Genomic DNA, 13,162 nt, shown 5'->3' with positions numbered 1-13,162 from the left:
TAGCACGCCACTCTTCAATTTTAATAAAATTATCTGACTTAATAGTAGTTTAGTAGTTTTTATTTTAAGCCTCATTACTCTTCAAGCTTTTCAGTTAGATATTCCAATGGTTGCCATTCATTATATCCATATTTCTTAGCAAAAACTGTAGCTTTATGTATGAAATTATTATCTTCGCTTATAGTCTCTAACACTATTTTCTTATTTATTTCATAATAAGTTTTAACTTTGATAAGTTTTAAAGTACTAAGCGTACCTAGCACCGCCCAAAGTATTTTATTGATAGACGAATTCATTGAAAGCTTTTGAATTATGACTATAACGGGCTTAATAGAACAATCTCTTACCTGCACTACTAGCTCATTTAAACTTTCATGATCATAAGGATTTTTCAATTCAATAGTTTCAGGTATACCTAAATTATATTTTTTACAATAAGCTGCAATTCTTGTTTTAAGTTTGTCGCTTCTGGAATTATAAGGAGGTTCTAGTAAAAGAATGGAGTTTTTTATTAATTGATCTTGGTTAGTCATGGACTTGCCACCGTTAAACTTATTAAATTAAGATTAACCACCAATAATTATGGTGGTCGGGGCGTTCGAAAAACCGTTACAACAGTCTGCAATAGGTTTTAAGCTTAAAGTAGTACCTTAAGCTCTAGACATACCTATTACCACCCCGACCATAATATAGTCGAGGGTGGTATCATTTAATGGTAGATACCCACCATGTAACAAGAAGTTTCGACACCCCAAAACAGTTTTAACTGCTTCAGTTAAAATTTATACTTAACTCCCCAAAAAAGTCAATTAACAATTATAAACTCTAAATTAAATATTTACTTATTTTAATCTAGACAAAAGTATATTTTCATATAGTATTTTACTACTTTCAATTTAATCAAGGTTAAAAATATGGCAAAAGAAAAAGGAGTCTATCATTTTGCAGCAGGAAAAGAAGGGCAAGATCGTCACGATTTAATAAGTAGGTTAAATAATCCTTCAAGTTGTAAATTCTTGTTAAAAAAGGTCTTACAACCAGGGATGACAGTTTTAGAACTTGGATGTGGTATGGGAACAATGGCTATTTGGTTAGCACAACAAGTGACCTCTTCAGGTAGAGTTATTGCAATAGATAATAGTGAAGAACAACTAGAAATAGCTAAAGCTGCTGCGGAGAAAGCAGGAGTTAATATAGAATTTCATCAAATGCCTGTGAACGATGTTGGTAATTTGGGCTTGAACGGCACAATAGATTTTGTTTTTTCTAGATTTCTTTTTATGCAATTAACTCACCCTCAAGAAGCATTAAATATTGTTAAAAATGTTCTTAAATTAAATACCGGCATTATTGTATCACAAGAACTTATATCCAAGTTAGCTTTTAGTTCTTCAGAGAGCCCCGCTTTACCACAATTAGTTAATTTAGCAGCTAAACTTAACAAGTATTTAAATAAAGATAATAATTTAGGTCTGAAGTTGTTAAAGCTTTATAAAGACGCAGGCTTAAAATTTTCAGATTCAGATTACAAATTTAAAAATACTTTACTAAAAATGAAAGAGGAAAAACTGCTATATTATAAATCTCTTGTAGAAGCAACGCCAGCTATTTTTAAAAATAATCTAGCTACTGAAGAAGAGGTTAACGAGCTAAAAGAAGGTCTTATGGATTTAGCAAATACTGAAGACATTATTGTTGGTGGTATGTCCAATATAATTATTGCTGGTACTTTGATGGGTGAACAACATACACCGACTACAGACTTAGAATAATAGTAAACTTTACTGTATGACTCTTATGTCATTCCCGCAGCGGCTTACCCGCATGGATCAATTTTTCTTCTGTCATCCGGTGATGGCATTGTTGCGTGGATCAAAAAACGCCCTAAGGTAGTCATACCATGGCTTGACCACGGTAGTAAGTAAAAGCAACTTTTAATACTAATAATTTCAGTATTTTAAGCTGGATCCCGCTACAAGTGCACGGGATGACAGAGGAAAAATTGATCCATGCAACAATGCCGCCACAGGATGACACCGATCATGTTTTTCGATCCACACAGGCAAGCCTCATGCGGGAATGACATCAGAACTATGCAACAACCTATATACAAGCCACAAGAACATCACTTATTCAAAAATTTCTCTGCTTCAAGGGCAGCCATACAGCCAGTACCTGCTGCGGTTATAGCTTGTCTATAGATTTTATCCTGAACATCACCAGCAGCAAAAACACCCTCTATATTAGTTTTAGTACTTCCAGGGGTAGTAATAATATAATTATCGTTATCCATTGTAACTTGCTCTGCAAATAAAGCAGTATTTGGTTTATGCCCGATAGCTACAAATACGCCGCTACAATTTACTAAGCTCGTCTCTTTGGTATGAACATTTTGGATTTTAACGCCAGTAACGGATTTTGGGTTATTATTACCAACAATCTCTTCTACTACATGATCCCAAATCACAGATATTTTAGGATTTTTAAATAGCCGCTCTTGTAATATTTTCTCAGCTCTAAAATTATCTCTTCTATGTACTATAGTAACTTTGCTTGCGTGATTGGTCAGATATAAAGCCTCTTCAACAGCACTATTACCGCCACCAACTACCACTACTTTCTGATTCTTGAAAAAGAAACCATCGCAAGTAGCACAAGCTGACACCCCAAATCCCATAAATTCTTGCTCTGTAGGGATGCCGAGCCATCTTGCTTCCGCACCAGTACAAATAATTATGCTTTCAGCTTCGTACTCTGTCCTAGATCCTGTAGACACTTTAAAAGGTCTTTGTGACAAATCCACTTTCTCAACATAATCGTTAACAATTTTGGTGCCGACATTTTCAGCTTGCATACGCATCTGTTCCATTAGCCAAGGACCTTGTACGCTTTCTGCAAATCCTGGATAATTCTCAACATCGGTGGTAATAGTAAGCTGACCGCCAGGCTGAATACCATTAATTAATATTGGATTTAAAGATGCCCTTGCTGCATAAATAGCAGCACTTAAACCGGCAGGACCTGAGCCAATTATTAGTACTTTAGTAGTAATTTTCATAATTTAATTTATCTTCTTTTTATAATTTTCCTAACCAAGATTTTATATGTTCAATTTCATTAGAATTTGTTAAGGAGGGAGTATGACCTGCATATTTAATTTCGTAAAGATCAAAATCTTTTGTTTTTTGCATTTTTTCCACAGTAGATTTTGTTAGAACTTGAGATTTAATGCCGTGAATCAGTAATATTTTACATTTTATTTTATTCCATACAGACCATAAATCTACATCTTTTTGGCTTTTGACATTTCTTATGCCTTTTGTTATAGCAGGATCATAATTCATTTTATATTTTCCGCCAAACGTAGAAATAACGCTATATTTTGTTAAATAATCCCAATCTTCTTCATTTTTAATTCCTGACTGCCCATAGATAAGTTTCAAATGCTCTTTTGCACTTTCTAGATCATCTAATATGACAGTTTTTTTAGCATAAGCTGCTATTTTGACTAGAGGAGCAGAATCGATAAACGCCCCTATATCATTTAATATTAAACCTTTAAAAATATTTTTAAATTTACTGGCAAGAACCATACCTATAATTCCGCCCATTGAAGTACCTAGCCAAATAGGTTTTTTTATTTTTAACTTATTTAAAAACAGCAACGTATCTTTAATATAAGTAGTATAGTTATAATGACTGGTTTTTTTAAAATTTTCACTATCCCCGCGTCCGGGATAGCTTAGAGAGATTACTCTATAATCTTTACTCAATTCCTTAGCTATTTTATCAAAATCATGAGCATTTCTTGTTAAACCATGAGCACATATTATTACATTTTTATTTTTGGGATCACCAAATTCTACATAAGAAATTTTATGTTCTGGTATATATTGAAGAGGAAGAAAGTTAATATATGGACCAACTTTAATTGAGCTAATTTTCATATAAACCTACTAATTTAAATCACTTAAAAATATACTGACCATTGTCGGCATATATACTACTACAAAAAGTAGCGATAAAAACACGGTGGCAGCGACCTTTTCAGGATAAAATTTTTGTAAATTTGCTATAACTATGGTATTTGCAGCTAAGGGTGCTGTAGAAAGTAGCTTTAACGCATTATAATAATCATTATTATACCATTTTGTTACAAAATGATCAAACATGATAAATAACCCTACCCCTAAAGGATAAAATAAGAATTTAGCAGCAAAAGTAGCTAGAGTAAATTTTATATCCACTTCGAATTTTTGAAGTGATGAAAGAGCAAGTCCTACCATAACCATACCTAGTATAGAAAAAGAACCTTTCATATTATATATAAAATCATCTAAGAAATCAGGTAAAGTAAAACCGCAAAAACTAAATAAACAACCTAGGAAAAATGCATTCAAAATTGGCAATTTTACTACTTTCAATATACTATCAGTAGTGTTTGCAAAGCTTCGCATACAAATATAAAAGCCTACCGAACACTCGTAAATATTAACGCCTATCACTGCCATCATGTAAATACTTAACGTATAATCATCAAAAAGTGCAGCAGCTATAGGTAGCATGAAATATCCACCATTTGCTGTACCAGCAGACAAAGCTATAATATTACGTGTATGATCTTGCCAAAATTTACCGAAAAAATAGTAAGAAAATAATGACAACAATGTCGCAATTACAAAGGTTACAACCGTAACACTTAATGCTGAAAATGTCAAAGTTGTGCTAGCAGGAATAGTAAAGAATACTATAGGTGATATAAAATAGAATAATAAAGAAGAGATGCTATCTCTTTCAACATTTGAGTATTTACCCGCTAAAAACCCGATTACTACACTTAATAACACTGAAACGGTTTTAAAAAAAACTATACTAAAAATTACCATGTAATGAGCTAAAGATATAATTATCTATAATATATTAGATTTTATCTTTTTTCACTAAATTTTGTAAAGATTTTTAATATTAAGTTTTAAGAGGATTTTATTTAACTTTTAATTGAAAAATTATAAATATTATGATATTAATAATGTACGGATATCAATTTATAAAAAATAATCTTACCTATTCCCCGATCTAATTCACTAAGGTTTTCATATGTTTATAAAAAATTTATTATACTTTATTACCATATTTGTATCCTTAAACTCTTATTCTAATCCTACCCCGCTTGGGCTTGAGCTAAATAAAGCTACTGCTTCAGATTTAATAAAAAAATATACAATTACTGGAAAGGAACTTAATTATTGGCAAGGACATAATATGTAAAAATTAGTAAAGTTAAACCGGCACGCATTTTAATTGATCAAGAAATAATAAATACACCAATCCATAAAATATTATGGATAATGCTTGATACTTTACTGATTGAGGGGACGATTGAAATTTATGTTTATGTACAAGAAAACGATACCTTGTATATACGCCGGTTAAAAGAGTCTGAAGATAGACTTTTAAGCTCTGCTATTTTTTGTGAAAAATTACTTAACTCAAATAATTTAAAACTTTCAGATGAAATAAAAGCATTAAATATTAGAAAGTTCATACAAGAAACAACTAGATATTACGATTGGGAAGAAGCTACAGAATATGGAGCAAATAGCGGCATAATCGAATAAAGTTAAATCAGTTACACGATAAATACAAAATTTGCGTTCATTTACGTAAAGGATAGTTTTACGTGTAGCTGTTCAATCTATAGTATAAAATATAACCAGTAAATCAAATTATAAATGGAGTTTCAAATGTCAGAAAAAAAAGAATATACAGAAGATGTAATATTATCAAAAAAATATTCAACATCAGAATTAGAAAAAATGAAGCATAAAATGATACAAAACTTAATTGCTGTAGCTGATGCAATACATAAAGATTATTTACTTGAAAAACGCAGGCAAGTTTTAAATGAAAATCGTAAAAAAAGACACAAAAAAAATTGAATTTGATAAGGAAAAAGTACAAAACCTTTCACTTGACGCTCAAAAAAATCGTTTAGAAGAATATTGTAAACGTAAAGATTTATTATTGCTATCAAATAATTATGTTGACAATTTAAGCAAGAACGCAAAACGCATGATTGAACAAAAAAATAAAATTAAGTCTGATTAGCCCTTAACTTAATTAAATATTAAGGTACATAAAAATATATGCCTTATAACTTAATGAATCTTGAATTAATATTATGGAAGAGAGAAAAAAAGCAAAATTTGCAATAATACTAGTAAGAGTGTCATCAAAAGAACAAGAAGACGGCTATTCGCTTGATGCTCAAAAGAAACGCTTAGAAGATTATTGTATACGTTTAGGTCTTGAAGTAATAAAAATTTTTGAGCTTGTTGAATCTTCAACAGTAGGTGAACGTAAAAAGTTTATGACAGCTATAAAATTTGCTAAGCAGCAAAAGGAAATAGTAGCAATAGTAGTAGATAAAGTTGACAGACTGCAACGTAGCTATAACGAAACACCTTTTCTAATTGAACTTATTAAGAGTGAAAAAATAGAATTACACTTTAATACTGAAAATTGCATTATTCATAAATACTCTACTGCTCACGAATTAATGATGTGGGATATGTTTGTTATGTTTGCTAAAAGTTATGTAAACAGTCTTAAGGATAATATAAATCGTGCTATTGCTCAAAAATTGCGATGTGGCGAATGGGTAACAAATGCTCCTATCGGTTATTTACATAATACTGATAAAACTAAAAAAGGTGCTGATAGAATATATATTGATCCTGAAAGATCGCCATTTATAAAAAAAATATTTGAGCTATATGCTACAGGATTACATAGTTTGCCTGAAATATGGGAAATGACCAAAGAATGGGGTTTAACTAATTCAAAAGGGAATAAAAGTTATTTATGTAGGGAACAAATTTTTCAAATTACTAAAAACACTTTTTATTATGGAGTAATGAAAGTTAAAAAAACTGGTAAAGAGTACCCTCACATATATCCCCCTATTATTAGTAAAAGCTTATTTGACGCTTGCCAAAATGTACGTCTTAATTGGGGTAGAAAGTCGAAAGGTAAGTATAGTGAAAAAGAATTTATATTTAGAGGGTTAATTAGATGTAGCAATACTGATAAAATGGTTACACCTTATACAGTAAAGAAAACTAATAAAAAAGGTGAAACTAGAGAATGGACATATTTAAGAGCATGGGAGTTAGAAAATCCTAAAAAAGCTATACATATACCGGAAGAAAAAGTATTAATAAAAGTCGAAAAAGTTTTTAAATCTATGGTCTTAAGCCCTGAACTACGGCAAGAAGTAATTAGCTATATAAAAACTTCTGCAGATGCAGAGAAAGATTATCACAAAAGACGATTAACAGAGCTTTACGCTGAAAACACTAAGATCAAAACACGGATGGATAGGTTAATGGATTATTTTCTTGATGGTGAATTAAGCAAAGAAGATCACGAGGCAAAACGAGCAGAATTGATCCAAAAAAGAGAAAAGACCATAAAAGAAATTGAAGCTCACAATAAGGCAGATGATAGCTTTGCGAAAATGTTGATTTCCTTAGTAGAATTGGCATCTGACGCCTATGGAGCTTTTAAGAGTTCGACAATTGCCGAAAAAAGGCGATTAGTAAATTTAGTATTTGCTAACCTTTTTTTAAACGGCGAAAAGCTTGATTTTAAGCTACGTTCGCCATTCGATACGTTTATAAATATACCAAAAAGTAGTGAATGGTGGGCGATAGGGGAGTTGAACCCCTGACCTTTACGATGTCAATGTAACGGTTCGTTTTACCTTACTTTTTGCCTTTTTCTTATAAACCAATTTATACCTCACAACTCTTTATATGTTAAGGGTTTTTTCTTACTACCAATACTATGCTTTAACTTTAGTAGAGTTGCAATAATTTGTCAATCTTTAAAAAATATTAGAAATTTTAAAATAGGATATGGATATAATGAGCATATAGCGAGTCAAATTTTATGATCAATTTTTACCTTGCAATTTACTTGGACCTTTTGAATTTATGAATCAATAATTACAATTATTAGTTGTTTATATTGTAAAAGTAATAATCAAGTTCATTGTAATTATATTTGATATAGAATTTGCTATTACAATTAAAACATACTACAGTTTTAAATATATATTTCGGTTAAGCTATGGTAGGTAATATTATGCCAGTTAAATCATTACTTTTTACTAAAGAAATGCTTCAAGAAATAAAAGCTCCAGAAGCAAAGCGAGATATATATAAAGATACCAAAGAAAAAGGATTATTGCTAATCGTCTCATACGGTGGTAGTAAAATATTTTATTTAGGAGTGGTACTTAGTAAAAAGTATCATAGAATCAAAATAGGAGTATTTCCCTATCTATCTATTATTGATGCAAGACTCAAAGCATCTGAGTTAAAAGGGAAAATTGCTCAAGGATATAATCCTATAGAAGAAAAAGCTAGATTATCTAAAGAGCCTACCTTTAAAGAGTTTTATGATAGATACCTTGATGAATACAGTAAAATTAATAATAAAAGATGGAAAGATTATGCTGCTTCTGTAGATAGATATGCAAAACATTTATATAATAGAAAAATATCAACCATTCAAAAAGCAGATATTCAAGAATTATTTAATAAATTGACGAAAACTGGTAAATATGGAGCTAATAGATTTCTTGAAGTTTTAAGTCCTGTATTTAGTAAAGCAATAGAATGGGAATTATTAACAGTAAATCCAGTTATTGGCATAAAGAAGCACAAGGAACAATCTAGAGATCGATATTTAACTAGGGAAGAAATACCACGATTTTTTACAGCAATATCAGAAGAGCAAAACCAGGTAATGAAGGACTTTTTCTTAATAGCTTTGTATACATCAGTTCGTAAGGATAATGTACTTACTATGCGTTGGGAACAGATTAGTTTTGCTGATAAACAGTTATATCTTCCAGATACTAAGAATGGTGATCCTCACCGTTTACCTTTATTAGATCAGGCAGTAGAAATATTAAAAGCCAGGAAAGAGCAATCTGATAGCATTTGGGTATTTCCAAGTGAGACAAGCAGTAGTGGTCATTTGCAAGAACCAAAGAAAGCATGGAAGAGGATTTGTAAAAAGGCAGGAATAGAAAATTTAAGAATCCATGATTTAAGAAGAACAATACCAAGCTGGATGGCAATGACCGGAGCAAATCAATATGTAATAGGACAGCTTCTAAATCATAGAGATCCAAGATCAACGGCAGTTTATACTAGACTTGCCACTGATACTGCTCGAGAATATATGCAAAGAGCCATTAATGAAATGATCTCTACAGTTCAACAGTAATAAATATAGTAAAACTTATATAGCTAGGAGGGTACATATATGCCATATAAAACAATGATTGATAACTTAAAAGATAATCACAGTTTATCTCTTAGTAATATAGGAGAAGGCGATGTTAAATCTCTAGCTCAAGCTCTAAAAGGTACTCAAATTACTAGACTTGATCTTAGTAATAATAACATAGGATGTAATGGTCTTAAGTATTTAACTCAAATTTTGAGAGACACTCAAATTACCACACTTAATCTTAAAAATAATAATATAATGGATGAAGGTGTAAAATATCTTACTGAATCTCTAAAAGAAATACAAATTACTGAACTTGATTTGAGTGAAAATAAAATTGGAAGCGATGCAGCACAATACTTAAATAAGATGCTGAGTAATACTAAAATGAGGTCTCTTTATCTTGATATCCATTACACAGAAGATGGTGATGTTAATAAGTATATATCTCAAAGATCATATTGTGATATTAAGAATATTCATATTACTATCCATAATAATAAAATAGGCATTAAGGGTGCTCAATATCTAAATAAAACCTTTCAAAATATTGCAATTGCTGAGCTTACACTTGATAGTCAAAACTTAGAAGCCGATGATGCTCAATATCTGGCTCAAGCTTTCAAAGATACTAAAATTAGTGAGCTTAAAATGTCTTACAATCATATTATGCAACTTAATGGTATTCAATATTTAGTTCAAGCATTTAAAGATAGTCAAATTGCCAAGTTAAATGTACATGCAGAAAAAATAAGAACTACAGGTGTTAAGTATTTAGCTGAATTTTTAAAAGAGGTTAAAGTTTTAGATCTTGATCTTCGTCTAAATTACATAGGAGATGAAGGTATGAAATATTTAGCACCAGCACTTAAAAATAGTGACATTATGTATATTGATCTTGCTTGGGATGATATAGAAGCTGAAGGAGCTAGATATTTAGCTGAAATCTTACAAAATTCTAAAATTCTTTTTATAGATTTGTGCAATAATAGTATAGGAGCTGATGGTGCTAGATATCTAGCAGATGGTTTGCCATATAGCCAAGTCACTGGTATTCATCTTCATGGCAATATGATTGAATATGCAGGATATCAATATCTTATTGATGTTGTTGATAATACCAATATATCTTGGGTTAATTTACATTGCAATAATATAGAGACAGGATTAGAAGAAGGAACCAAACTATGGCCTTATAGCATACCAAGAAATACTACTTCTATTGCATATGAAATACGTAATGTATTTAAAGAATTAGTATCACTAGATCCTATGAGTAATGAGTTTGAATTTATTGTACCTAGAAAGAATACATACCCTCATGTTGATATTGATCAATATGCTTTTTTGGTTAGAATTTTAAATGATAATCCAAATTCTAAGGTACATATTTTCGATATGATGTGTAAAAAGGATCATGGTAATGATTATGATTTTAATATAATGAACAAGATTAATGAGTTTATAGCAATAATGCCGAACAAATTTAATACATTTATTGATAGTAAATTACCGGATTTAGTAGAATTATTTGACAATTATAACTATGTAAATCTTGTAAAGCAATTTGAAGATATGAAACTGTATGATATTGTTCAAAATCTATTATTACATAGGGTATTATATTATGTAGATGAAAACCAGGAAATTTTACATCCATATATTTACAAGATGTTAGATAAATATAGTATGCCTTTATATAATGAACAGCTTGAACCGAATAAAAAAGAAGAAATAATTGCTTATTATCAAAGTCATCAAGAAATTGATGGTGTACAGGAAATTATAGATTTGTTAGGATCAGAATCTTTTAAGTAAAATTAATAATAAACCTAATTTAAACTTACTTTATTGATAGAAAATTGAATTGGTACATTTTCATTATTTTCTATAAGGAAACGATAATATTGTTTTGCAATATCCACAGCATCATAACTACAGCAAGACTGGATAGCAAGTTTTAAACATTCTAGTTTTAACTCTACATCATTTCTAAACATACACAACTCACCAATAATTTATTTCGTTAATATTAGCAAAATTACTGCTAGTTATCAACAAATTCATGGATAGAGCTATAGATTCTATCTCCAGATATCCACAGTTTTATATGAATTACAGTTTTTTTTATTATGGCTTAAAACTCCACTGGCAATGTAAAAATTAGGATGTTAATGTCATGACTAGCAAAACTTATCTATTAATGGAAATATCACTTAATTAATATGAATAATAATTGTGCTAATCAAAGATTATATTGGTCACTCTCTACTCCCCTAAAATATATGGCCTTAAGCTTAGATGAGTGGTTAGTTATCTTACTTGGTATAGTACCTGGGATAGTGTTACTGAATAGCGGACATGCTAAGCTTGGGATGATATGCATTATAGCTGGAGTTGTACTTTGTTATGCATTTAAGAAGTTTAAAAAATTATCGGAATATTTTGTACTTAAGAGTTATTTAGTCGCTAAGAAATGGCTATATGCTCCTACTTCTTATCCTAATTTACTTGGTAAAAAGGTAGGTAAGTAATGGATCATTTATTTAAGCAAAGCGGGGTTCAGCAGCTAGTTAAATATAATAAGAGATTATTGCTTATTACATTGCTGCTTGCAGTTACGAGTCTTCTTGGGATGATTAAAACAATTAGCACGGAAGAAAAATGGTTATTAATTCCAGCAATAGAGCCAGATCGTCGGATGATAGTATCATCCAAAAGCTATCATGAGACTTATCTTAAAGAATGGGCAGTGTTTGTAATGAAGGAATTATTTACTACTTCGCCTGAGGAAGTAGAGAGGCAAATAGCAGATATGAAGGTGGTGTCTAGTAATACAGAGCAGCTGGATAAATTTTTTAAGGAACATTTAGATTTTGTTAAGGGCTCTGGAATTTGCTCAGTATTTTTTCCTAAAAAGGTAAAAGTCATTGAGGATGGAGTATTAATTAATGGAACATTTCGTTATTGGTTTTCTGAGAATAAGCATATAGCAACTGATAAAACTTATTTGTTAACCTATAAGCGAGGAGCAAATCATTTATTATTACTTACAGGAATTAAAGAAGAAGAGGTAAATAAGTAATGAAAAGTTTGAAGTCAGAGTTACAAATCTTAGTAGTGTTTATTGGAATAATGCTTGCAAGCTTTAGTAGTAATGCTTATGGGATAAGCTATATGTTACATGCTGATTCTTTGTTAGAGCTGCAAATAGCTAAAGATGCTCCAACTAGAATTAACATAGAAGGAGAAAAGATCAATGATATTTTTATTCATCCTCAAATCGCCGCAGAAGTAGCAGTGCATAATTCAGGTTGTTTATTTATTTTGCCACAGCAAGATAGCAGTAAACTGTATCTCACTCTAATTGGAGAAAATGGTACGGTCCAAGATTTAATGTTGAATTTTACTAAAATCAAACCAACACCAATTAGACTTATTAAGTTTGGTTTAGAACAAGAAGTAATAAAGTTAACTAATAACAAAGAAGAGAAGCATCATGAATGTAAAAAACAAAGATGTAATAGAAAAAGAAAATAAAAAACAGTGTTTAAGAATAATATATCCTTTATTGCCGGTATTATTAATTTTTTGTGTAAATGTGATACTATCTGAAGTAGCTTTAGGAGAAACATTAGAAGGACAGTTAGACCGCATTGGTGGACTCTCTACCGGTAAACTGAAAACTATCGGGATATCAGGAGCAACGATTTTGTCATCAATCTGGGCAGTGGTCAGGGGTAATTTAAGGCTTGCTGGAGCAATCGTTGCTATTGGTATTATTTTAGGGTTTTATTTAGAGTGGGTCTCTAGTGGTATGAAAATCAGTTAGATAATTAGGATATTGATTAAAAGC

General features: G+C 30.7%; 17 protein-coding genes. 12 read left to right on the top strand and 5 right to left on the bottom strand.

The window, feature by feature from the left end; translation table 11 throughout:
* Positions 1 to 74: 74 nt before the first annotated feature.
* Positions 75 to 533: a hypothetical protein gene (locus RBE_RS02310; protein ID WP_011477121.1), complete on the bottom strand. Its 459-nt coding sequence runs from the start codon at positions 531 to 533 to the stop codon at positions 75 to 77.
* 381 nt (positions 534 to 914) lie between these two features.
* Here RBE_RS02310 and RBE_RS02305 point away from each other — a divergent pair, with 381 nt between their 5' ends.
* Entirely contained in the window at positions 915 to 1,772 is an 858-nt protein-coding gene (locus tag RBE_RS02305; RefSeq protein WP_011477120.1) for a class I SAM-dependent methyltransferase, read from the top strand.
* A gap of 353 nt (positions 1,773 to 2,125) precedes the next feature.
* Here the strand turns inward: RBE_RS02305 and trxB are convergent, their stop codons facing one another.
* Genes trxB through RBE_RS02290 form a run of 3 tightly spaced genes read right to left on the bottom strand, consistent with a single transcriptional unit; the run spans position 2,126 to position 4,886 of the window.
* The gene (gene trxB / locus RBE_RS02300) at positions 2,126 to 3,058 is read right to left on the bottom strand and encodes a thioredoxin-disulfide reductase (protein ID WP_011477119.1); all 933 of its coding nucleotides are present in this window, start codon (positions 3,056 to 3,058) and stop codon (positions 2,126 to 2,128) included.
* A gap of 19 nt (positions 3,059 to 3,077) precedes the next feature.
* Complete coding sequence (locus tag RBE_RS02295; protein WP_011477118.1) at positions 3,078 to 3,947, bottom strand: alpha/beta fold hydrolase; 870 nt, start codon at positions 3,945 to 3,947, stop codon at positions 3,078 to 3,080.
* Between the two features lie 9 nt (positions 3,948 to 3,956).
* Entirely contained in the window at positions 3,957 to 4,886 is a 930-nt protein-coding gene (locus RBE_RS02290) for an AEC family transporter (protein ID WP_011477117.1), read from the bottom strand.
* 211 nt (positions 4,887 to 5,097) lie between these two features.
* Between RBE_RS02290 and RBE_RS08845 the strand changes: the two genes are divergently transcribed.
* From RBE_RS08845 to RBE_RS02260, 7 genes are all read left to right on the top strand, one after another.
* A complete protein-coding gene (locus tag RBE_RS08845; RefSeq protein ID WP_012152040.1) occupies positions 5,098 to 5,268 on the top strand; it encodes a hypothetical protein in 171 nt (56 codons plus the stop codon).
* An 80-nt stretch (positions 5,269 to 5,348) separates the two neighbouring features.
* Complete coding sequence (locus RBE_RS02285; RefSeq protein WP_011477116.1) at positions 5,349 to 5,618, top strand: hypothetical protein; 270 nt, start codon at positions 5,349 to 5,351, stop codon at positions 5,616 to 5,618.
* A 126-nt stretch (positions 5,619 to 5,744) separates the two neighbouring features.
* On the top strand, positions 5,745 to 5,939 hold the full coding sequence (locus RBE_RS02280; RefSeq protein WP_012152041.1) for a hypothetical protein: 195 nt from the start codon (positions 5,745 to 5,747) through the stop codon (positions 5,937 to 5,939).
* A complete protein-coding gene (locus RBE_RS02275; RefSeq protein WP_012152042.1) occupies positions 5,905 to 6,108 on the top strand; it encodes a hypothetical protein in 204 nt (67 codons plus the stop codon). Before RBE_RS02280 ends, RBE_RS02275 begins: the two co-directional genes overlap by 35 nt.
* Positions 6,109 to 6,181: 73 nt before the next feature.
* Positions 6,182 to 7,732 (top strand): recombinase family protein, encoded by a 1,551-nt coding sequence (locus RBE_RS02270; RefSeq protein ID WP_011477115.1) that lies wholly within the window; start codon positions 6,182 to 6,184, stop codon positions 7,730 to 7,732.
* A 401-nt stretch (positions 7,733 to 8,133) separates the two neighbouring features.
* Positions 8,134 to 9,300 (top strand): tyrosine-type recombinase/integrase, encoded by a 1,167-nt coding sequence (locus RBE_RS02265; protein ID WP_008579904.1) that lies wholly within the window; start codon positions 8,134 to 8,136, stop codon positions 9,298 to 9,300.
* Positions 9,301 to 9,339: 39 nt separating this feature from the next.
* Positions 9,340 to 11,124: a hypothetical protein gene (locus RBE_RS02260; protein WP_008579905.1), complete on the top strand. Its 1,785-nt coding sequence runs from the start codon at positions 9,340 to 9,342 to the stop codon at positions 11,122 to 11,124.
* Between the two features lie 14 nt (positions 11,125 to 11,138).
* Here the strand turns inward: RBE_RS02260 and RBE_RS08840 are convergent, their stop codons facing one another.
* Positions 11,139 to 11,306: a hypothetical protein gene (locus RBE_RS08840; RefSeq protein ID WP_008579907.1), complete on the bottom strand. Its 168-nt coding sequence runs from the start codon at positions 11,304 to 11,306 to the stop codon at positions 11,139 to 11,141.
* Positions 11,307 to 11,531: 225 nt separating this feature from the next.
* Here RBE_RS08840 and RBE_RS02255 point away from each other — a divergent pair, with 225 nt between their 5' ends.
* The 4 genes from RBE_RS02255 to RBE_RS02240 are packed head-to-tail and all read left to right on the top strand — an operon-like array spanning position 11,532 to position 13,138.
* Positions 11,532 to 11,840, top strand: coding sequence for a hypothetical protein (locus tag RBE_RS02255; RefSeq protein ID WP_008579908.1), 309 nt, complete (start codon positions 11,532 to 11,534; stop codon positions 11,838 to 11,840).
* Positions 11,840 to 12,391: a TraE/TraK family type IV conjugative transfer system protein gene (locus RBE_RS02250; protein WP_008579909.1), complete on the top strand. Its 552-nt coding sequence runs from the start codon at positions 11,840 to 11,842 to the stop codon at positions 12,389 to 12,391. Before RBE_RS02255 ends, RBE_RS02250 begins: the two co-directional genes overlap by 1 nt.
* Positions 12,391 to 12,846, top strand: coding sequence for a hypothetical protein (locus tag RBE_RS02245; protein ID WP_011477114.1), 456 nt, complete (start codon positions 12,391 to 12,393; stop codon positions 12,844 to 12,846). The genes RBE_RS02250 and RBE_RS02245 overlap by 1 nt, the downstream gene beginning before the upstream one ends.
* Positions 12,806 to 13,138: a hypothetical protein gene (locus RBE_RS02240; protein WP_008579911.1), complete on the top strand. Its 333-nt coding sequence runs from the start codon at positions 12,806 to 12,808 to the stop codon at positions 13,136 to 13,138. Before RBE_RS02245 ends, RBE_RS02240 begins: the two co-directional genes overlap by 41 nt.
* The last annotated feature ends 24 nt before the right edge of the window (positions 13,139 to 13,162 follow it).

Origin of the sequence: Rickettsia bellii RML369-C (assembly GCF_000012385.1) — a bacterium.
Lineage (GTDB): Bacteria > Pseudomonadota > Alphaproteobacteria > Rickettsiales > Rickettsiaceae > Rickettsia > Rickettsia bellii.
The sequence above is the reverse complement of the archived record's forward strand: the minus strand, read 5'-3'. Positions and strand labels throughout refer to the sequence as shown.